The organism is Priestia sp. JNUCC 25, from assembly GCF_053667915.1.
The window spans coordinates 4,408,051-4,428,916 of sequence record NZ_CM132211.1 but is presented as its reverse complement, the minus strand read 5'-3'; the positions used below and the strand labels follow the sequence as shown (position 1 = coordinate 4,428,916).

General features: G+C 39.1%; 17 protein-coding genes, 1 other RNA gene and 1 other annotated feature. Of the genes, 16 read left to right on the top strand and 2 right to left on the bottom strand.

The features are described from left to right. Positions 1 to 15: 15 nt before the first annotated feature. The 6 genes from JNUCC25_RS23265 (at position 16) to dtd (ending at position 8,556) form a co-directional block, all read left to right on the top strand. Complete coding sequence (locus JNUCC25_RS23265) at positions 16 to 309, top strand: post-transcriptional regulator (RefSeq protein WP_013059312.1); 294 nt, start codon at positions 16 to 18, stop codon at positions 307 to 309. A gap of 137 nt (positions 310 to 446) precedes the next feature. Beyond that, the gene (gene secDF / locus JNUCC25_RS23260) at positions 447 to 2,684 is read left to right on the top strand and encodes a protein translocase subunit SecDF (RefSeq protein ID WP_013059311.1); all 2,238 of its coding nucleotides are present in this window, start codon (positions 447 to 449) and stop codon (positions 2,682 to 2,684) included. A gap of 140 nt (positions 2,685 to 2,824) precedes the next feature. Further along, positions 2,825 to 5,167, top strand: coding sequence for a single-stranded-DNA-specific exonuclease RecJ (gene recJ, locus JNUCC25_RS23255; protein WP_454222514.1), 2,343 nt, complete (start codon positions 2,825 to 2,827; stop codon positions 5,165 to 5,167). A gap of 15 nt (positions 5,168 to 5,182) precedes the next feature. Then, positions 5,183 to 5,695 (top strand): adenine phosphoribosyltransferase, encoded by a 513-nt coding sequence (locus JNUCC25_RS23250; protein ID WP_013059309.1) that lies wholly within the window; start codon positions 5,183 to 5,185, stop codon positions 5,693 to 5,695. Between the two features lie 185 nt (positions 5,696 to 5,880). Continuing rightward, positions 5,881 to 8,079, top strand: coding sequence for a RelA/SpoT family protein (locus JNUCC25_RS23245; RefSeq protein WP_013059308.1), 2,199 nt, complete (start codon positions 5,881 to 5,883; stop codon positions 8,077 to 8,079). 15 nt (positions 8,080 to 8,094) lie between these two features. Further along, positions 8,095 to 8,556, top strand: a complete 462-nt coding sequence (gene dtd / locus JNUCC25_RS23240; protein WP_013059307.1) for a D-aminoacyl-tRNA deacylase — start codon at positions 8,095 to 8,097, stop codon at positions 8,554 to 8,556. Here dtd and JNUCC25_RS23235 read toward each other — a convergent pair. Beyond that, on the bottom strand, positions 8,547 to 9,431 hold the full coding sequence (locus tag JNUCC25_RS23235; RefSeq protein WP_223268964.1) for an N-acetylmuramoyl-L-alanine amidase: 885 nt from the start codon (positions 9,429 to 9,431) through the stop codon (positions 8,547 to 8,549). The two genes, dtd and JNUCC25_RS23235, sit on opposite strands and share 10 nt — an antisense overlap. Before the next feature lie 166 nt (positions 9,432 to 9,597). On the opposite strand from JNUCC25_RS23235, the gene JNUCC25_RS23230 reads away from it, so the two are divergent. The 8 genes from JNUCC25_RS23230 to pstA all read left to right on the top strand — a co-directional run bounded on the left by JNUCC25_RS23230 (position 9,598) and on the right by pstA (position 17,694). Then, entirely contained in the window at positions 9,598 to 9,774 is a 177-nt protein-coding gene (locus JNUCC25_RS23230; protein WP_013059305.1) for a hypothetical protein, read from the top strand. An 87-nt stretch (positions 9,775 to 9,861) separates the two neighbouring features. Then, positions 9,862 to 10,094: a binding site (T-box leader), on the top strand. A 68-nt stretch (positions 10,095 to 10,162) separates the two neighbouring features. After that, positions 10,163 to 11,431: a histidine--tRNA ligase gene (gene hisS / locus JNUCC25_RS23225; RefSeq protein ID WP_013059304.1), complete on the top strand. Its 1,269-nt coding sequence runs from the start codon at positions 10,163 to 10,165 to the stop codon at positions 11,429 to 11,431. A gap of 12 nt (positions 11,432 to 11,443) precedes the next feature. After that, positions 11,444 to 13,222, top strand: coding sequence for an aspartate--tRNA ligase (gene aspS / locus JNUCC25_RS23220; protein WP_013059303.1), 1,779 nt, complete (start codon positions 11,444 to 11,446; stop codon positions 13,220 to 13,222). Between the two features lie 118 nt (positions 13,223 to 13,340). Next, a non-coding RNA gene (gene ssrS / locus JNUCC25_RS23215) (6S RNA) lies at positions 13,341 to 13,522 on the top strand. Positions 13,523 to 13,684: 162 nt separating this feature from the next. Beyond that, positions 13,685 to 14,449, top strand: coding sequence for a tRNA threonylcarbamoyladenosine dehydratase (locus JNUCC25_RS23210; protein ID WP_013059302.1), 765 nt, complete (start codon positions 13,685 to 13,687; stop codon positions 14,447 to 14,449). Between the two features lie 422 nt (positions 14,450 to 14,871). Then, complete coding sequence (locus JNUCC25_RS23205) at positions 14,872 to 15,756, top strand: phosphate ABC transporter substrate-binding protein PstS family protein (RefSeq protein WP_013059301.1); 885 nt, start codon at positions 14,872 to 14,874, stop codon at positions 15,754 to 15,756. Between the two features lie 124 nt (positions 15,757 to 15,880). Beyond that, on the top strand, positions 15,881 to 16,768 hold the full coding sequence (gene pstC / locus JNUCC25_RS23200) for a phosphate ABC transporter permease subunit PstC (RefSeq protein WP_013059300.1): 888 nt from the start codon (positions 15,881 to 15,883) through the stop codon (positions 16,766 to 16,768). Next, positions 16,765 to 17,694: a phosphate ABC transporter permease PstA gene (gene pstA, locus JNUCC25_RS23195; protein ID WP_064472149.1), complete on the top strand. Its 930-nt coding sequence runs from the start codon at positions 16,765 to 16,767 to the stop codon at positions 17,692 to 17,694. Before pstC ends, pstA begins: the two co-directional genes overlap by 4 nt. Before the next feature lie 46 nt (positions 17,695 to 17,740). Here pstA and JNUCC25_RS23190 read toward each other — a convergent pair whose 3' ends face one another. Then, positions 17,741 to 19,018, bottom strand: coding sequence for a replication-associated recombination protein A (locus tag JNUCC25_RS23190; RefSeq protein ID WP_064472148.1), 1,278 nt, complete (start codon positions 19,016 to 19,018; stop codon positions 17,741 to 17,743). 226 nt (positions 19,019 to 19,244) lie between these two features. Between JNUCC25_RS23190 and cymR the strand changes: the two genes are divergently transcribed. Together cymR and JNUCC25_RS23180 are read left to right on the top strand one after the other, a co-directional pair. Further along, complete coding sequence (cymR, locus tag JNUCC25_RS23185; RefSeq protein ID WP_013059297.1) at positions 19,245 to 19,661, top strand: cysteine metabolism transcriptional regulator CymR; 417 nt, start codon at positions 19,245 to 19,247, stop codon at positions 19,659 to 19,661. A 23-nt stretch (positions 19,662 to 19,684) separates the two neighbouring features. Further along, complete coding sequence (locus JNUCC25_RS23180) at positions 19,685 to 20,827, top strand: cysteine desulfurase family protein (RefSeq protein ID WP_025750574.1); 1,143 nt, start codon at positions 19,685 to 19,687, stop codon at positions 20,825 to 20,827. The last annotated feature ends 39 nt before the right edge of the window (positions 20,828 to 20,866 follow it).

Here is a 20,866-nt window from a genome sequence, read left to right as displayed (position 1 = left end):
GAAAGGAGGATCGATATGACACATCCATTTATTTCAGCTTCGAAAGAACTTATACAGCCTGTCTTATCCAGCAAAATGGAAGAATTTCATATGCTTGGATATGAAGAAGTAACGGAGAACGATTTATTGAGTTATTTAGAAATGAAAAAATGGAAAAAAGAAAGGGAGCTATCTCTCCATCAAGTTGTAAATGATATCTTATCTGTTAAGATCACGCAGGTGATGAGTTATGTAACAATTGAATCTTATAAATCTGATATGTTCTCAAGTGTTAATAATGGAGAAGACTGGAAAGAATTATTAAAGTAGAGCTTGTAAAATACATGTATTAAAATTTGATAAGGTCTTTATTTGACAGACATTAGGTTATGAATGATAATTAGATTGGTCATTTATCTATTGTTATCATTTCATGTTTTTTACATAAGAAGGAGGATTTTCTGTCGATGGTTAAAAGAGGACGTATCGTTGCCTTTTTCCTCTTAGTACTGCTTGTGTTTAGTACAATCGGAACAACGATGACTGGAATTACAAAAGATATTAAACTTGGCCTCGACCTTCAAGGTGGATTTGAAATTTTATATAAAGTCAGTCCAGCTAAAAAAGGCGATGTCATTGACAAAAAGGCACTTAACAGCACGGTTGAAGCGCTCCGTCAACGTGTCGATGTACTGGGAGTGAGTGAGCCCAGCATTCAAATTGAAGGAAACGACCGCATCCGCGTTCAGCTAGCTGGTGTCACGAATCAAAAGCAAGCCAGGGATCTGTTATCAACTCAAGCAAACTTAACGTTCCGTGACGTGAACGATAAGGTGCTGATGGATGGTACAGACTTAGCGCAAGGCGGAGCAAAGCAATCGTTTGACCAAAGCAATCAGCCTAGCGTCTCACTAAAGTTAAAAAATGCGAAAAAATTTGAAAAGATCACGCGAGAGCTTTCTCAAAAACCAGCACCTAACAATTTAATTGTCATTTGGCTGGATTATGAAGAAGGAAAAGACTCGTACCAAAAAGAAGCGACAAAACAAAATCCGAAGTATCTATCTGCAGCCTCTGTTAGCAGCGTGTTAACACAGCCAGACGTTGAGATTTCAGGTGGCAACTTCACAGTGAAAAGTGCAACGCAGCTGGCGGAATTGCTAAATGCCGGGTCGCTGCCGGTTAAATTAGATGAGTTATACTCTACATCCGTTGGAGCACAGTTTGGAGAAGAAGCTCTTCATACGACTATATTAGCGGGTATTATCGGCATCGGAATTATCTTCCTTTACATGCTGTTTTTCTATCGTTTACCGGGGCTTATTGCCGTTATTACACTCAGTTTTTATATCTACTTAAACTTAGTGGTATTTGACTGGATGCACGTGGTTATGACGCTTCCAGGTATTGCGGCTCTTATTCTCGGTGTAGGTATGGCAGTAGATGCGAATATCATTACCTACGAGCGGATTAAAGATGAACTGAAAACAGGAAGGTCTGTTATATCGGCTTACCGGGCAGGGAATCGTCGTTCACTTGCGACCATTTTTGATGCCAATATTACAACGATGTTAGCGGCTCTTGTATTATTCTTTTATGGTCAAAGTTCAGTAAAAGGATTTGCCACAACGTTAATGATCGGGATTGTGCTAAGCTTTGTAACTGCTGTTTATGGTACTCGTTTACTAATGAGTCTTTTAGTAAACAGCCGCTGGTTTGATAAAAAACCAGGCTACTTTGGCGTGAAGAAAGAGCAAATTCACGATTTAAGCAAAGATGACGGCACAACCGTTTTACCTACAGCGTGGGATAAAATTGACTTTGTTAAATACCGTAAAGCATTTTTCACGTTTTCAAGCGTGCTTGTGATTATCGGTATTATCTCGGTTGCTGTGTTCAGGCTGAACCTCGGTATTGACTTTACGAGCGGAACTCGCATAGAGATTCCGGCAAATCATACCGTTACGCAGGCTGAGATACAGCGCGAAATGAAGTCTCTCGATATCAAAACGGATGACGTAGTTATTACAGGGAAAAGTAATGATACGGGTGTCGTACGTGTAGTTGGGGTCTTGAATAAAAAAGAAATTGCCAATTTAAAAGATCACTTTAAAGATAAATACGGTTCTGAACCAAATGTAAGCACCGTTTCACCGACAGTAGGAAAAGAACTGGCGAAAAATGCAATGATGGCGATTGTAATTGCTTCAATCGGAATTATCATTTATGTAACGATTCGATTTGAATTTTACATGGCGCTTGCAGCCGTGCTTGCCCTGTTGCATGATGCGTTCTTTATCGTTACGGTCTTTAGTTTAACGAAGTTAGAGGTTGATTTAACGTTTATTGCTGCTGTCTTGACGATTGTTGGTTACTCAATTAACGATACGATCGTTACGTTTGACCGCATTCGTGAAAATATGCAGAAATTTAAATCCAAATCGTTTGACGATTTGGCGTTTATCGTAAATCTAAGTTTGCGTGAAACGTTTACTCGTTCAATGAACACCGTGTTAACAGTTGTAATTGCAGTTGTAGCACTTCTTCTATTCGGAAGTGAATCGATTCAAAACTTCTCAATTGCCCTGTTAGTAGGCTTAATCCTTGGTGCATATTCATCTGTGTTTATTGCTGCTCAGCTATGGCTTGTGTGGAAAGGAAAACAGTTGAAGCGTGAGGAACAAAAAGAAGTAGAAAGCAAGTAATTCAAAAACGTGCGAAGTGTTCGCACGTTTTTTTGTGCGTTAAAATTCAAGCCGTACTGTCAGAAAAATGTGCTTATTTTCTTTCGTTGCTCCATTTCATCCACTCTAGTATAATAATGTGGGTTAAGGGGTGAAGAGACATGTTACAGTCAAAAAAACGTTGGAATGTTCAAGAATGTGATGAACAACTTGTTAATGAATTTGTAGAAAACCTCAATATTACACCTCTAGTAGCTTCGTTATTACTTAATAGAGGCATGACAACAGTAGAAGCGGCACGTGAGTTTTTACACGTTGATGCACAAACGTTCCACGATCCGTTTTTATTGCATGATATGGACAAAGCAGTGGCTCGTATTCAGCAAGCAATTGATCATAATGAAAAAATTATGATTTATGGAGATTACGATGCTGACGGCGTCAGCAGCACTTCTGTTATGTTATCTGCTTTACAGCAGCTTGGCGCTGATGTTGATTTTTATATTCCTAATCGTTTTACAGAAGGTTATGGGCCGAATAAGGCGGCATTTGATAAAATAAGCGCAGGCGGCTATCAGCTGGTGATTACGGTAGACACAGGTATTTCGGCAGTCGAAGAAATTGCGTATGCACGTGAATTAAACTTTGATTTAATTATTACTGATCACCACGAGCCGGGGCCGGTTTTACCGGATGCTTATGCAATTATTCATCCAAAGCTGCCGGGAAGTACATATCCATTTAAAGAACTGGCAGGTGTAGGAGTGGCTTTTAAACTCGCTCATGCGCTGTTAGGGGAGCTTCCGGAACATTTGTTAGAACTAGCAGTAATTGGGACGATTGCTGACTTAGTTCCTTTAGTCGACGAAAACCGCTTAATTGCTCGCAAAGGTCTTGATTATCTCAAGCTCACGAAGCGCACCGGAATTGAAGCGCTGCTGAGCGTATGTGGAGTAAAACGTGAAGAAATTAATGAGGATACAATTGGATTTGCGATGGCTCCTCGCATTAATGCAGTAGGACGTCTTCAAGATGCCGATCCAGCTGTTCATTTACTTATGACGACAAATGCTGAAGAGGCAAAAGGTTTAGCTAAAGAAATTGATGCGTTAAACAAGGAAAGGCAGCAAATCGTAAACGATATTACAGAAGAAGCCGTTGAATTTGTTGAGAGTATGTATCCTCCGGATGAAAACAGCGTTCTTATTGTAGAGGGAGAAGGATGGAATGCAGGCGTTGTTGGAATTGTCGCTTCTAGGCTCGTAGAAAAATTCTATAGACCAACAATTGTACTAAGTATTGACTCTGAAAACCGTATTGCCAAAGGTTCAGCAAGAAGTATCGAAGGTTTTGACTTATTCGCGAACTTATCTAAGTGCCGTGACATTTTGCCGCATTTTGGAGGGCATCCAATGGCAGCCGGCATGACATTAAACAGAGATGATGTAGAAGAGCTGCGCAGACGTCTTAATGAACAAGCAAGCAACGTGTTAACCGAACAGGATTTTATTCCAATTACATCAGTTGATACAGTATGCACAACAGAGGAAATTACGCTGGAAAACATTGAACAAATGAGTGCGCTTGCTCCATTTGGTATGCATAACCCGAAGCCAAAAGTTCTCATTAAAGATGTTCATACAACATCTATGCGGAAAATTGGTGCTAATAAAAATCATTTAAAACTCGTATTTGAAGACAGCGGTGTATCGATTGATGCAGTAGGATTTGGGTTAGGCTATATATTAGATGAAGTATCTCCTATAGCTAAAGTATCATTAGTAGGTGAACTATCTATTAATGAGTGGAATAATATGCGCAAGCCGCAGCTGATGGTGGAAGATATTTCTGTAGATGAATGGCAGATGTTTGATTATCGCAGTGCAGTTGATGTCAAACGTTTCTTTCAGCAGGTATTTACGGATCAAATGAAAGTTGTTGCTTTTCATGCTTCAACAATTGATAAATATAAGTCGCTGCTGCCGATGGAGCATGTTGTTCTTATTCAAGATGAAGAACAGGCAAAAGCATGTATGTTTGCAGGGGAACAGATCGTTTTATTAGATTTGCCTCTTTCACGGAAATGGCTTGAATGTTTGTTTGTCCAAGGTATCCCTTCTAGAATATACGCTATTTTCTTAACGGAAGAAGACCATTATTTTGATACAATCCCAACTCGCGATCATTTTAAATGGTTTTACGGCTTTTTAGCGAAAAAGGGTCCATTTGATTTAAAACGCTACAAAGAAGATTTAGCGATTCATAAGGGCTGGTCAAAAGAAACGATTGATTTTATGGCAAAGGTGTTTTTTGAGTTAGAATTTGTTACAATAAACAATGGCTTAATTTCGTTAGTGAAAAATTCTGCGAAACGTGATTTAATAGAATCTGCGACTTATCGCCAAAAGCAGCAGCAGATTGAAATAGAAAAAAACTTTATTTATACGTCATATGTACAGCTTAAAAATCAATTTCAAGATATTTTTAAGCGTTCGATTGAATGAGGAGGCAACATTAGAATGAATTTTAAAGATTATATTACAATTGTACCTGACTGGCCAAAACCAGGTATTACATTTAAAGATATCTCAACATTAATGGACAATGGTGATGCATACCGTGCCGCAACGGATGAGATTGTAAAATATGCGAATGATAAACAAGTTGATATTATTGTAGGGCCAGAAGCTCGCGGATTTATTGTTGGTTGTCCAGTAGCATATGCGTTAGGTATCGGTTTTGCACCTGTTCGTAAAGAAGGAAAATTACCGCGTGAAGTAATCAAAGTAGATTACGGTTTAGAATACGGTAAAGACGTATTAACGATTCACAAAGATGCAATTAAGCCAGGTCAGCGCGTGTTGATTACAGATGATTTATTAGCAACAGGCGGTACAATTGAAGCGACAATTAAGCTTGTCGAAGAATTAGGTGGAATTGTTGTTGGAGCTGCGTTCTTAATTGAACTTTCTTACCTTGACGGCCGTGACAAACTAGACGGTTACGATGTATTCACATTAATGACGTATTAAGAAGAACGATCACATAAAAAAGAGTACCTGATACAGGTGCTCTTTTTTCGTTAAAAAACGTTAATACGTAAAATGGAAATGATGTAAATTTGATAAATTAAACGCAAAGGCTTTACATCCTTGGATTTTTTCAAGATAATAGTTACAATATGAATTAAAAATGCTAGTTGATAAAAGGTGATTTCATGGCAAATGAGCAAGTCCTAACAGCGGAACAGGTCATTGACAATACGAAGCGATATTTAAATGAAGAAGACGTGGCTTTTGTACAAAAAGCATATGATTTTGCAAAAGAAGCTCACAAAGAACAATATCGCAAGTCGGGTGAACCATATATTATCCACCCGATTCAAGTCGCAGGAATTTTAGTTGATCTAGATATGGATCCAGCAACAATTGCAGCTGGATTTCTACATGATGTGGTTGAAGATACAGAGATAACACTAAAAGATTTAGAAAAAGCTTTTAATGAAGAAGTAGCAATGTTAGTAGACGGCGTAACGAAACTGGGAAAAATTAAATATAAGTCTAAAGAAGAGCAGCAGGCTGAAAATCACCGCAAGATGTTTGTAGCAATGGCTCAAGATATTCGAGTCATACTGATCAAACTTGCGGATCGTCTTCATAATATGCGTACGCTAAAGCATTTACCGCAGGAAAAACAGCGACGCATTTCAAATGAAACGCTTGAAATTTTTGCTCCTCTTGCTCATCGTCTTGGTATTTCAAAAATTAAGTGGGAGCTTGAAGATACAGCTTTACGTTACTTAAATCCTCAGCAATATTATCGCATTGTAAATTTGATGAAGAAAAAGCGTGCGGAACGCGAGCAGTATTTGGCTGAAGTTATTGATGAAGTTCGAGAGCAAGTAGATGAAGTGTCGATTAAAGTTGAAATTTCAGGACGTCCAAAACATATTTATTCCATCTATCGTAAAATGGCACTGCAAAACAAGCAGTTTAATGAAATTTACGATTTACTAGCTGTGCGCATTATTGTAAATAGCATTAAAGACTGCTATGCGGTGTTAGGAATTATTCACACGTGCTGGAAGCCAATGCCAGGACGTTTCAAAGATTATATTGCAATGCCAAAACAAAATATGTACCAGTCTCTTCATACGACGGTTATCGGACCAAAAGGTGATCCGTTAGAAGTTCAAATTCGAACGTTTGACATGCACCAAATTGCTGAGTATGGAATTGCTGCTCACTGGGCTTACAAAGAGGGAAAAACAGCTGAGCATGCTTCATTTGAAGAAAAGTTGACGTGGTTTAGAGAAATTTTAGAATTTCAAAATGACGCAAACGATGCAGAAGAGTTTATGGAATCTCTAAAAGTTGATTTGTTTTCTGACATGGTTTACATTTTTACGCCAAAAGGCGACGTCATTGAGCTTCCTTCGGGTTCTGTTCCAATTGATTTTTCCTATCGTATTCATTCTGAAATCGGAAATAAAACCATTGGAGCAAAAGTCAACGGCAAGATGGTTACGCTTGATTACCGTTTGAAAACGGGGGACATTATCGAAATTTTGACGTCTAAGCATTCGTATGGTCCAAGCAAGGACTGGTTAAAGCTTGCTCAAACGTCTCAAGCCAAAAATAAAATTCGCCAATTCTTTAAAAAGCAAAGCCGCGATGAAAATATTGAAAAAGGCAAAGAGCTGGTTGAAAAAGAAATTCGTCAAATGGAGTTTGACTTAAAAGAAGTATTAACAGCTGATAATATCAAACGAGTAGCGGAGAAGTTTAATTTCTCAAACGAAGATGATATGTATGCAGCTATTGGGTATAACGGATTAACTGCGGCTCAAGTAGCTAATCGTTTAACCGAGAAGTGGAGAAAGCAGCGCGATCAAGAACAAGAGATCCAAATTGATGATATTGCACGCGATACTGCGGCTAAGCGTGTTCGCCAGCATAAACGAAAAGATTCCGGGGTTATCGTACCGGGTGTAGAGAACATGCTGATTCGCTTGTCTAAATGCTGTAATCCAGTTCCTGGAGATGAGATTGTTGGTTTTATTACAAAGGGGCGAGGAGTATCTGTTCATAGAGCAGATTGTTTAAACGTTCACACAGATGATGCTGAAAGCCGCCTTATTCCTGTAGAGTGGGAAACACATATTAAAGAAGGCAAAGAGTTTAACGTGGAAATTGAAATTTCCGGATACGACCGCAGAGGCTTACTAAATGAAGTTCTGCAGGTTGTAAACGAGACTAAAACGAATATTTCAGCCGTTTCAGGAAAATCGGACCGAAACAAAATGGCTACGATTCATATGTCAATTTCTATTCATAACATCAGTCACCTTCATAAAGTGGTTGAGCGCATTAAGCAGCTTCGAGACATTTATTCAGTTCGCCGAATTATGCATTAAGAAAGGTCGTTATAAATGAGAGTAGTCGTACAAAGAGCAAAGAATGCAAAAGTAACTGTTGCAGGTGAGACGGTCGGTGAGATTAAGCACGGATATATGCTTTTAGTGGGCATTACCCATGACGATACTGAAGCTGATGCAGAGTATGTAGCGGATAAAATTGTGAATTTGCGAGTGTTTGATGATGAGTCTGGCAAAATGAATTTGTCGCTTCTAGATGTAGAAGGAGAAATTTTATCGGTATCTCAATTTACGCTGTACGGAGATTGCCGAAAAGGCAGAAGACCAAACTTTATGGGAGCTGCTAGGCCAGATCATGCTGTAACGCTTTACAACTATTTTAATAAAGTATTATCAGAAAAAAATGTTCGAGTAGAAACCGGCGCATTTGGTGAAATGATGGACGTATCATTTACAAATGACGGACCGGTCACGCTTATTGTAGAAAGCAAAGAAAAAACGCAGGCTCACAGATGAGTCTGCGTTTTTTCTTTGCTTTGAAAGTAGTGATTTAATCCTTCAGCGATAGCGGACGTAATCATTTGCTGATAACTGATGGAATTAATATACGTTTCTTCCCGTTCGTTGCTTAAAAAGCCCAGTTCAATTAATGTACTCGGACGTGTATTTTCGCGAAGAACATAATAGTTTCCAAAACGTTCTCCTTTGTCTTTCAATTTTGCATGATTAATAAGGGACTGATGAATAGAATGTGTGAGTGGACTGTCCTGATGCTGATGGTAATAATACGTCATAAGGCCAGTTAGCTGTGAGCTGTTCGTACTGTTGTAGTGAATGCTTATAAAAGCATCTGCTTTAGTCGATTGCAGCGTGCGCTGTGAAAGTAGAAGGTACTCATCATGGGTGCGGGTTAAAATGACGTGTGCGCCTTCTTTTTGAAGTTTGTTTTGTAAAATAAGTGCTGTTCGGAGAGTGAGGTCTTTTTCATATGTGCCCTGTGTGCCGATGGCTCCTTTGTCTTTTCCTCCATGGCCTGCATCAATAATAATTGTTTTGCCCTTTAGGTGCCGCAAGCTTTTACTCAGCGTATAAACAGGCTCACGCTGCGCTACCTGCATGCTAGGCTGAACGCTGCGAAGCGCTACGGTTTTCGTGAATTTTTTAAACACCCATCCTTGAATATCCGAGCTTTCTACATAATACCAATCTCCTTGACGGTCTGAAACGGATAGTCTTGTATTCTTCGTCAATTTATTTGTAATTGAAAATGAACGTCCTGGACCGCTCCGTACATGAAGAGAGTCAGCTGTTACAATAATGGGTTGATGGACCGGTACATTTGGGCGCTCAAATGAGGAAGAGCACAGTAATAAAAGGATACTTGCAGCCAAAACAGATACAGACTTCATGTTTAGATGGCGAATAGATAGACCTCCTTTTTATAACAAAATAGAGTATTCGATGAAAATAAAAAAAATCCTTTCTCTTATGTAAAAACATCTTTTTTGGGCAATGCTAATAAAAGGATAAGTAAGTGTAGGCAGGGAGGAAGAAACGATGAAGTTTAGTGAAAAAGGTGAACAATCATTTCAGCAGGTAAATCCGGTATTTGGCATTCATTTTCATGATTTTATTGACAGAGAAAGTGAAGCTTCATCCCTTGAATTGGCTTCTGAATTTGGTTTAACGCTTCGAGATATTCAGAAACTAAGAAAACAATTAGACCGCTCTTAACATGAAAGGTGCTTGACAACTGCTCATTTCATTCGTAATATAGAAAGCAATTGCTAAATTAAAATGAATGTATAACATTTTTATATTGATAAGCCAAAGATCGAGAAAAGTAGTAAAGATGACACATGGCTAGAGAGGAAATGTCTTAGGCTGAAAGCATTTCTACATGATGACTTTATGAAAGAACACTCAGGAGGCTTCACTCTGAAAAGGGAAACTTAGTAGGAGATGAACGTGTTCGTGCGTTAACGAAATGAGTGGAAACATGTCATATGTTTCAATTAGGGTGGTACCACGTGAGATTAACTCTCGTCCCTACTATGGAAAAATAGTAGAGGCGAGAGTTTTTTTGTATTGTAAATTTTAAAAATAGGAGGCATATCACGTTATGTCAGTTCAAATACCTAGAGGCACACAAGATATTTTACCGGGCAAAGTAGAATATTGGCAGTTTGTTGAACAGCGAGCAAGAGAAATCTGCCGTGCGTTCAACTACCAAGAAATTCGTACACCAATGTTTGAACACACTGAATTATTTTTGCGCGGAGTGGGAGAAACAACAGATATTGTGCAAAAAGAAATGTACACATTTAAAGATCGAGGTGACCGCAGCTTAACGCTTCGTCCAGAAGGAACAGCTGCAGTTGGACGATCATTTGTTTCAAATAAGATGTTTGGAAATCCAACGCAGCCAACAAAGCTGTTTTATATTGGTCCTATGTTTCGCTATGAACGACCTCAAGCGGGACGTTTCCGTCAATTCGTTCAGTTTGGCGTAGAAGCATTAGGGGTAAATGATCCAGCTATTGATGCTGAAGTTCTTGCCCTGTTAATGAGCTTTTACCAATCGCTTGGATTGAAAAAATTAAAGTTGGTTGTTAACAGTTTAGGAGATACAGAAAGTCGTCAAGCTCACCGTCAAGCGCTTATTGACCACTTTGCACCTCGCATTGGAGAGTTTTGCAGCGACTGCCAAAGCAGATTGGAGAAAAATCCTCTTCGTATTTTAGACTGTAAAAAAGATCGTGACCATGAGCTGATGGCTACAGCGCCGTCTATTCTTGATTATTTAAACGACTATTCAAAAGAATATTTTGAAAAAGTACAGCAGTACTTAACCGATTTAGACATTGACTATGTTGTAGATCCGACGCTAGTACGCGGGTTAGATTATTATAATCACACAGCATTTGAACTAATGAGTGAAGCAGAAGGATTTGGCGCCATTACAACTCTTTGTGGCGGAGGCCGTTATAATGGGCTGATTCAAGAAATCGGCGGACCTGAAACACCGGGTATCGGATTCGCTTTAAGTATCGAACGCTTATTATCTGCATTGGAAGCAGAAGGAATTGAGCTTCCGGTAGAAACAGGCGTAGATTGCTATGTAGTAACCATGGGCGATGAAGCAAAAGAAAAATCCGTTTCAATTGTAAATACGCTTCGACGCGCAGGCTTTGTAGCCGATAAAGATTATCAAGATAAAAAAATGAAAGCTCAGTTCAAAGCAGCTGATCGTGTACAAGCAAAATTTGTTGTTGTTCTAGGTGACGATGAGCTAGCAAAACAAGTTGTAAACGTAAAGAATATGGAATCTGGCGAACAGCAAGAAGTATCAATTGATCAATTGGTCAGCTATTTGCAACAACAAGTATAAGGGGGAACCATGATGACAAAACGTTCATACTACTGTGGAGATGTAACAGAACAAGCAACTGGCGAAACAGTTCTATTAAAAGGATGGGTTCAAAAACGCCGTGATTTAGGGGGATTAATCTTTATTGATTTACGCGACCGCGGCGGAGTTGTACAGGTTGTATTTAACCCTGAAAAATCTGCTGAAGCGCTAAAAATTGCTGAAGATGTACGTAATGAATTCGTACTGGAAGTGCAAGGAACTGTTGTGGCTCGTGAAGAGGGAACCGTTAACCCGAACTTAAAAACAGGTAAAATTGAAGTTCACGCTGAGCAGATTACGGTATTAAACAAAGCCAAAACACCTCCTTTTGCTATTGCGGATCAAACGGAAGTATCAGAAGATGTTCGATTAAAATATCGTTATTTAGACCTTCGACGTTCTGAGATGTTTAACACGCTTAAAATGCGCAATGACATTACAAAAACAATTCGTGACTTCTTAGATCAAAATGACTTTTTAGATGTTGAAACACCTATTCTAACGAAAAGTACGCCAGAAGGCGCGCGTGATTATCTTGTGCCAAGCCGCGTGCACGAAGGGGAGTTTTATGCTCTTCCTCAATCGCCGCAAATCTTTAAGCAGCTGCTAATGGTAAGCGGAGTTGAGCGTTATTATCAAATTGCTCGCTGCTTCCGCGATGAAGACTTGCGTGCAGATCGTCAGCCTGAATTTACTCAAATCGATATTGAGACATCATTTTTATCTCAAGAGGACATCATGACAATGACGGAAGAAATGATGTCTAAAGTAATGAAGCGTGTAAAAGATTTAGATGTAACGACGCCTTTCCCGCGCATGTCATATGATGAAGCGATGAGTCGCTACGGTTCAGATAAGCCGGATACACGTTTTGAAATGGAGCTAGTCAACTTATCAGAGCTTGTGAAAGACTGCGGGTTCAAAGTATTTAGCGCAGCAGTTGAAAACGGCGGAGAAGTAAAAGCAATTAACGTAAAAGGTGCCGCTTCTAGCTATTCACGTAAAGATATCGATGCTCTAACAGAGTTCGTGAAAATTTACGGTGCTAAAGGGTTAGCATGGCTGAAAGTTGAAGCTGACGGCTTAAAAGGACCGATTGCAAAATTCTTCAATGAAGATGAGCAAAAGCAATTTGCTGAAGCTCTTCAAACGGAAGAAGGAGATTTACTTTTATTTGTAGCTGATAAAAAGTCAGTTGTAGCAGATGCACTTGGCGCTCTTCGTCTAAAGCTTGCAAAAGAACAAGGAATTATTGATGAAACGAAATTTAACTTCCTATGGGTAACAGATTGGCCTCTTCTTGAGCATGACGAAGAAGACAACCGTTACTACGCGGCTCATCATCCATTCACAATGCCAGTTCGTGAAGATTTACCAATGTTAGAAAGCGATCCTGGACAAGTCCGTGCACAAGCATATGACTTAGTATTGAATGGTTACGAACTTGGCGGAGGATCTTTACGTATTTACGAGCGTGATATTCAAGAAAAAATGTTTAAAACGCTTGGATTTACATTAGAAGAAGCATATGAGCAGTTCGGTTTCTTACTTGAAGCATTTGAATACGGTACTCCTCCTCACGGCGGAATTGCGTTAGGTCTTGACCGTTTGGTTATGCTTCTAGCAGGACGCACAAACTTGCGTGATACAATTGCCTTCCCTAAAACAGCAAGTGCAAGCTGTCTATTAACAAACGCACCTGGTGAAGTAAGTGAAGCGCAATTAGACGAGCTGCATTTGCAGGTAAAAAAGCAAAAAACAGAAGCGTAATCGATTGAACCGTCCGTTAAATCGAGCCTGTCACTGGAACGTGACAGGCTCGATTTTTTTGTTTTACTTATTAATTGCAAAGTGATTTTTTCTGTGATAAGATACTTTCAAGAACTAAATAGTCCTGATGTGTTCGTCCTTAATCCAGTTTTGACCGAACAATTTTTTGCTTGGGAGCTCGGAGTTTTTAACGAGCGTACATGCCTCATCTCGAGGACTTACAATGGTTAAAGCAGAGCACCCACCTGCCGAGAGCGGGTTCAAAACGAAGGCACTCGAGACGGCACGATCGGGACTAGCATACATATAAGAAATCCTCTATGTAATTATTTGCATAGAGTTTTTTTATGGATAAATAACGAATGCTCATGTTCGTTTTGCTAAAAATATGGTATAGTCAATTTCGTTGTTTATTTGAATTAATCATACACGTTGGTGTATTTAATAGAGGAGTGTTTTAACATGTTGCATCAGTTTTCGCGTAATGAGCTGGCGATAGGAAAAGAAGGGCTAGCTACTTTAAAAGGCAGCACAGTTGCTATTTTAGGGATAGGGGGAGTAGGGTCATTTTCTGCTGAGGCTTTGGCTAGGTCAGGAGTAGGGCGTTTAATTCTTGTAGATAAAGACGATGTTGATATTACCAATGTAAATCGTCAAATTCACGCGCTGCTTTCTACGGTAGGTCAGCCCAAGACAGAATTAATGAAAAAGCGTATTTTAGATATTAACCCAGACTGTGACGTCGTTTCTCTTCAAATGTTTTATACGGAAGAAACATATGAAGAGTTCTTTAGTTACAAACCGGACTTCGTAGTGGATGCATCCGATACGATTTCGTATAAAATTCATTTAATGAAAGAATGTTTAAAACGTGATATTCCAATTATTTCAAGTATGGGTGCTGCGAATAAAATGGATCCAACACGTTTTAAAATTGCAGACATTTCAAAGACACATACAGATCCAATTGCAAAAGTAGTTCGTACTCGTCTGCGTAAAGAAGGAATTCGCAAAGGAATTAACGTCGTTTTTTCTGATGAACGTCCAATCGTTATTCGCGAAGAAGTTCGTAAAGAAGTAGGAAACGATCAAGCGCAAATTCGCAAAGCGAAAATGCCTCCATCTTCTAATGCTTTTGTTCCATCTGTAGCAGGATTAATTATGGGCGGTCATGTTATCAATGAATTATTAAGTGATATTAAGATTCGCCGCGTAGGTGATGAATAAAAAGAAGGCTATCGCAGCCTTCTTTTTTTTATGGAAATATCTGTTCTATTTATGCTTTGAATGGAATCTTCTGTTTGATATGTATAAAAAGTACTAATAAATTGAAAAATATGGCTTGATGGTGAATTTACACTGTATTAAAAAAAGAGATTTATGTAAATTTATTTAACGCTTTATTTACATAAAATTTACGTTTTCGCTTTCTTTCTTTTGTTTCTTCTACAGCAATATTCAGAAAGTCTTATATATCAAGGTTTTTGATAGAAATAAGAAAAAATAAACCCCAAATAAGTAAGTTTACAGTAACTTAAAATTCACTTCATATAAAGACAACAATCTACTCGTATAATGTGTCTTGTACCTGTTGTTCGAGTACAAAGAACTAGTACTAATTACACATATATTTATTGGAGGGTAATGTAATGAAAACAAAGGGTTTTAAAGTAACATTAGCAGCTTTTTTAATGGTAGGAGCACTAGCAGCATGTGGTAAAGACGGAGCAAGCAACGACAGTGGTTCGGGCAGCAAAGAAGAAGTGTCAGGTACGTTAACAGCGGCGGGATCTACAGCTTTACAACCACTTGCAGAAGAAGCAGCGAATGGAATTACTGAAAAATATCCAAACCTTTCAGTAACGGTACAAGGTGGAGGTAGTGGAACTGGTGTTAACCAAGTAGCATCAGGAGCAGTTGACATTGGAAACTCTGACGTTCCAGCAGCCGATAAAATTGAAGATAAATCAAAAGCAGATAAACTTGTAGATACGAAAGTAGCGGGCATCGGGTTCGCACTTGTTGTAAATAAAGATGTAAAAGTAGAATCGTTAACAAAAGAGCAAATTCAAAAGATTTTCTCTGGCGAAATTAAAAACTGGAAAGAAGTTGGCGGAAACGACGAAAAAATTAACGTAATCAACCGTCCAGCATCATCTGGCACACGTGCTACATTCGAGAAAACATTAATGGGTGACGCAAAAGTAAATGACAGCGTTGGTACAGCTCAAGATTCAAACGGAGCGGTTGAGCAATCAGTAAACTCAACGCCAGGAGCAGTAAGTTACCTTGCTATGTCGTATTTAATCGGCGATAAAAAAGAAAGTTTAAAAATGCTTAATATTGATGGTGTAGAGCCAACAACAGAAAACATTGTTTCTAAAAAATATCCGTTTTGGTCTTATGAGTACATGATTACAAACGGTGAGCCAAAAGATGGTGCAAAAGAGTATATTGACTACGTAGCTGGTAAAGACTTTGCTAAGCAAGTAGAAGATATGGGATATATCCCAATGACTGAGTTCAAAAAATAAGAGTGTTTTTAAAAAGAATAGGGCTGACTAACACAGTCAGTCTTATTCTATTTGAATGTTAATAAAGTATATAGCGAATAAAAAGAAAAGCGAATATATACTGAATATGTAAGGAGACAGAGCGATGAAGGGGAAAAAATCCATTAATTATGTAAAAAGCGAATACATTGGCCGTACGCTTTCTACATTTTGCGGTATTTTAATTGTACTTGTTACGTTAGCTATTATCGTATTTATTTGTGAAAAAGGCATACAGTCATTTTTACAAAGTAATATATCAATCGGTGAAATGTTGACTTCAACAAAATGGAGCCCAAACAATAAAGAATACGGGGCACTTGTGTTTATTCTGGGTTCCATGCTTGTATCAATCGGAGCCGTTATTATAAGTGCTCCAATTGGAATTGCTATCGCCATTTTTAACAACTATATTTCGCCTAAATTTGGTTCAACGGTTTTACGACCGGTTTTAGAACTTTTAGTCGGAGTTCCTTCAGTGGTATACGGTCTTTTAGGGGTTACAATTTTAGTGCCGCTTCTTCGCGATAACTTCGGCGGAGTGGGCTTTAGTTTGATTGCCGGAATTATTGTCTTAAGCGTCATGATTCTTCCGACAATTGCAAGTATTGCTGACGATGCAATTCGAAGCGTAGCACCTGAATATTTAGAAGCTTCTTATGGACTAGGTTCAACAAGATGGCAGGCAATTAGCCGAGTCATTATTCCATCTGCTAAAACAGGTATTTTAACAGGTATCGTGTTAGGGCTTGCCCGCGCATTCGGAGAAGCGCTAGCTGTTCAAATGGTTATCGGAAACACGGTTAAGCTTCCTGAAAGCTTATATAGTCCAACGGCAACATTAACAGGTATTTTAACAATGGATATGTCTAATACGTTAAACGGAACGGCATGGAATAACGCATTGTGGACGTTAGCCATGATTTTACTGCTTATTTCTTTCGTGTTCATTTTAATTATCCGAGCAATTGGGAAACGAGGTGCTCATCAATGAGAAACAAAAATGCACGCACAGTAAATAATATATGGACAGGTATCTTTTATGCCATTGCCGCTCTAGTTGTGGCGCTATTAGTGTATTTAGTTGTTGAAATTATCGCTAAAGGCTGGGGATTTTGGGATCCGAACTTTTTATTTGGAAAGCCAAGCAATACGATGGCAGGAGGCGGTATCGGACCCCAGCTGTTTAACTCGTTCTACATGCTTGTTTTAACGCTGATCATTTCTATTCCTCTTGGTTTAGGAGCCGGAATTTACTTAGCGGAGTACGCGAAGCAAGGCCGTTTCTTAAATTTCGTCCGCTTATGTATTGAAACAATGGCGTCATTACCGTCCATTGTAGTTGGTTTATTTGGATTATTAATTTTTGTCACATTTTCCGGCTGGGGCTATACGCTTATCGGTGGAGCACTTGTGATTACAATTTTAAATTTACCGGGTTTAACGCGCGTATGTGAAAGTGCGATTGCATCTGTTCCTGCGAGTGTAAAAGAAGCAAGTTTAGGGTTGGGTGCGACTAAATGGCAAACAATTGTCAAAGTCGTCATTCCATCAGCGATTCAACAAATTATCACAGGTGTTATTTTAACAGCGGGACGAATCTTTGGAGAGGCAGCTGCGCTGATTTATACGGCTGGCTTAACGACGCCGATGTTAAATTCAAATGCTGACTTAACGAGTCCTGTAAACCCGTTTAATATTTTTCGACCAGCAGAGACGCTTGCCGTCCACATTTGGAAATTAAACTCTGAAGGAATTGTACCTGATGCAAGATTGATTGCAACAAAGTCAGCTGCTATTCTAATCATTATGGTTCTGTTGTTTAACATAGTCGCTCGTTTAGTCGCTAAACTTTTAGACAGCTACTTTAAAGGTTCAACAAAAATGAAAAAACGAAAAGACGTTAAAAGTGCAGCTTAATAGATAAAGACAAAAAAGAAAATGGCTTTGAAACTGAGCAACAGTTTCAGCCATTTTCTTTTTTTAGTGTCTCTAAACGATTGAAAACTTTTGAAAAGTATTTTTCTTGTCCATTTTGTTTAGGATGAAAATATTGTTTGTTTTTGATGCGATCCGGTAAATACTGTTGAAGGACCCATCCGTTATCAAAATCATGCGGGTATCGATATTCAACGCCTCGGCCAAGGTTCTCTGCTCCTTTGTAATGAGCATCCTTCAAATGAGGGGGAACGTCGCCGGACAGCCCTTTTTTAATATCACTTATCGCTTCATCTAATGCTTTGTAAGCAGCGTTGGACTTCGGTGATAGGCAAAGCTCAATAACGGCGTTTGCAAGCGGGATACGTGCTTCTGGAAGTCCTAATCGCTCAGTTGCTTGAATAGCTGCGAGAGTTCTCATGCCGGCATCCGGATCAGCTAGTCCAATGTCTTCATAGGCAATGACTAAAAGGCGACGATTGATGCTGATCAAGTCTCCTGCTTCAATTAGCCGTCCCAAATAATGAAGAGCGGCATTTACGTCGCTGCCGCGAATCGATTTTTGAAAAGCCGATAATACATCATAGTGAGCGTCACCATTTTTATCATGTGAAAAATATTTTTGCTGCAGACATTCTTCTGCCGTTTGTAAGGTAATAACGATTTTACCATCGCTTTCACCTGTTGATAAAACAGCCAGTTCCAGAGCATTCAAAGCCGAGCGCACGTCGCCGTTACAGCTGTTGGCAAAGTGGTTCATGGCGTCATCTTCTACGATAATTTTTCTATCCCCAAATCCGTTGGATGAGTCGTTGAGTGCTCTTGTTAGCGCCATTTTGATATCATCTGGCGTAAGAGATTTTAATTCGAAGATTTGACATCTGCTTCGAATAGCAGGATTAATCGCGTGATAAGGATTGCTTGTTGTCGCTCCGATTAGAATGATCATGCCATTTTCTAAATAAGGAAGCAAAAAGTCTTGCTTGGCTTTGTCAAGGCGATGAACTTCATCTAACAGCAGAATTACTTTGCCTGACATTTTGGCTTCTTCGGCGACAATTTCCATATCTTTTTTATTGTTTACAACGGCATTCAACTGACGAAACGCCGTGTTGGTTGTTTTTGCAATAGCTGTGGCAATTGTTGTTTTTCCAACGCCTGGAGGTCCATATAAAATCATCGAGCTTAAGTGATTTGCTTTTACCATTCGATAAATCATTTTATCTTTGCCAACTAAATGCTGCTGTCCGATAACGTCATCTAAATGAGTCGGACGCATTCGAAATGCGAGAGGTTTTGTAGCCATGTGTTTCTCCTTTCTTTTCTTTCACTGTATCACAAGAGGTGAATAGGTGGTGGAAATTTATCTTATAGGCATAGTATGTTATAATATCAACAGTTACATTTGCAAGAAATGCATATAGAGAAGTTCATATAGCTTAGTAAAAAACGACTCATCACAGCATTCAGTGACAACGTGAGGGTCTTATTTTTTTCATAAATAAAAAAAGTGTATTGAAGGAGTGTATCGTATGAAAATTTCAACAAAAGGACGCTACGGTTTAACGATTATGATTGAGCTTGCGAAGCGCTTTGGCGAAGGTCCTATCTCGCTTAAAACTATTGCTCAAACGCATGACTTATCTGAACATTATTTAGAGCAGCTTATTTCACCGCTGCGTAACGCTGGGCTTGTAAAAAGCGTGCGCGGAGCTTATGGAGGTTACATCTTAGCACATGAACCTGCTAACATTACTTCTGGCGATATTATTTCTGTTTTAGAAGGTCCTATTAGTCCTGTAGAAGGAATTGAAGATGAAGAGCCTGCAAAACGCGAGCTGTGGATTCGTATTCGAGATGCAGTTAAAGAAGTGCTAGATAGTACAACGCTTGAAGATTTAGCAAATCATTCTGATGATGATCAAGCGTCTTATATGTTTTATATTTAATAATGAGCTAGGAGGCGTTTATTTTGGAACGTATTTATGTTGATCATGCAGCAACGTCTCCAATACATCCGGCAGTCGTTGAGAAAATGACGACTTTTATGCATGAGTACTTTGGAAATCCATCTAGTATTCATCACTACGGGCGGGAAAGTCGACGCTATTTAGACGAAGCTCGCCAAACGATTGCAGCAAGTATTGGAGCACACGAAAATGAACTGATTTTTACAAGTGGTGGGACAGAAGCAGATAATATGGCACTGATCGGAGTAGCTCTTGCAAACCGCCATAAAGGAAATCATATTATTACCACGCAAATTGAACACCACGCTGTGCTTCATACGTGTGAATATTTAGAAACACAGGGCTTTGAAGTGACTTACTTACCAGTTAACGAGTACGGACAAGTATCTGTGGATGAAATAAAATCAGCCCTAACTGATCAAACAATTCTTGTGTCGGTGATGTTTGGAAATAATGAAGTAGGTGCTATTCAGCCAATTGGAGAAATTGGAGTTCTATTAAAAGAGCATGGAGCATATTTCCACACGGATGCAGTGCAAGCTTATGGATTAATTCCGTTAAATGTGCAACAATTAGGTGTCGATCTTTTATCCGTTTCTGCTCATAAAATTAACGGACCAAAAGGGATGGGCTTTTTATATGCAGCTGCTCACGTTTCACTGTCTCCTTTGCTATTTGGAGGAGAACAAGAGCGCAAACGACGAGCTGGAACTGAGAACATGACAAGTATTGTCGGGTTTGAAGAAGCTGTGAAAATTTCGCAACAAACGCTGCAAACACGTGCAGATGAATATAGAAGATACAAAGAAATAATGGTAGCTGTGTTGAAAGAAGAAGGTATTTCATTTGAAATTAACGGACATCTTGAAAATTCTCTGCCACATGTGTTAAATTTATCATTTCCAAAAACAAATGTTGAATCGATGCTCGTAAATTTAGACTTAGCAGGAATTGCGGCATCGAGCGGTTCAGCTTGCACAGCGGGAGCAATAGATCCTTCTCATGTGCTTGTAGCTATGTTTGGAAAAGGGTCTGAACGTTTAACAACTTCTATTCGATTTAGCTTTGGCTTAGGAAACTCAGCTGAGCAAATTGAAAAAACCGCACGTCAAACAGCAAACATCGTTAAGCGACTAACGATGTAAATAGCAGCCATCAGTAGGGTCTTCATCCCTCACTGATGG

Coding starts and splice junctions, on each gene's coding strand:
- JNUCC25_RS23265 (WP_013059312.1), top strand. CDS start 16: ATGACACATCCATTTATTTCAGCTTCGAAAGAACTTATACAGCCTGTC.
- secDF (WP_013059311.1), top strand. CDS start 447: ATGGTTAAAAGAGGACGTATCGTTGCCTTTTTCCTCTTAGTACTGCTT.
- recJ (WP_454222514.1), top strand. CDS start 2,825: ATGTTACAGTCAAAAAAACGTTGGAATGTTCAAGAATGTGATGAACAA.
- JNUCC25_RS23250 (WP_013059309.1), top strand. CDS start 5,183: ATGAATTTTAAAGATTATATTACAATTGTACCTGACTGGCCAAAACCA.
- JNUCC25_RS23245 (WP_013059308.1), top strand. CDS start 5,881: ATGGCAAATGAGCAAGTCCTAACAGCGGAACAGGTCATTGACAATACG.
- dtd (WP_013059307.1), top strand. CDS start 8,095: ATGAGAGTAGTCGTACAAAGAGCAAAGAATGCAAAAGTAACTGTTGCA.
- JNUCC25_RS23230 (WP_013059305.1), top strand. CDS start 9,598: ATGAAGTTTAGTGAAAAAGGTGAACAATCATTTCAGCAGGTAAATCCG.
- hisS (WP_013059304.1), top strand. CDS start 10,163: ATGTCAGTTCAAATACCTAGAGGCACACAAGATATTTTACCGGGCAAA.
- aspS (WP_013059303.1), top strand. CDS start 11,444: ATGACAAAACGTTCATACTACTGTGGAGATGTAACAGAACAAGCAACT.
- JNUCC25_RS23210 (WP_013059302.1), top strand. CDS start 13,685: ATGTTGCATCAGTTTTCGCGTAATGAGCTGGCGATAGGAAAAGAAGGG.
- JNUCC25_RS23205 (WP_013059301.1), top strand. CDS start 14,872: ATGAAAACAAAGGGTTTTAAAGTAACATTAGCAGCTTTTTTAATGGTA.
- pstC (WP_013059300.1), top strand. CDS start 15,881: ATGAAGGGGAAAAAATCCATTAATTATGTAAAAAGCGAATACATTGGC.
- pstA (WP_064472149.1), top strand. CDS start 16,765: ATGAGAAACAAAAATGCACGCACAGTAAATAATATATGGACAGGTATC.
- JNUCC25_RS23190 (WP_064472148.1), bottom strand. CDS start 19,018: ATGGCTACAAAACCTCTCGCATTTCGAATGCGTCCGACTCATTTAGAT.
- cymR (WP_013059297.1), top strand. CDS start 19,245: ATGAAAATTTCAACAAAAGGACGCTACGGTTTAACGATTATGATTGAG.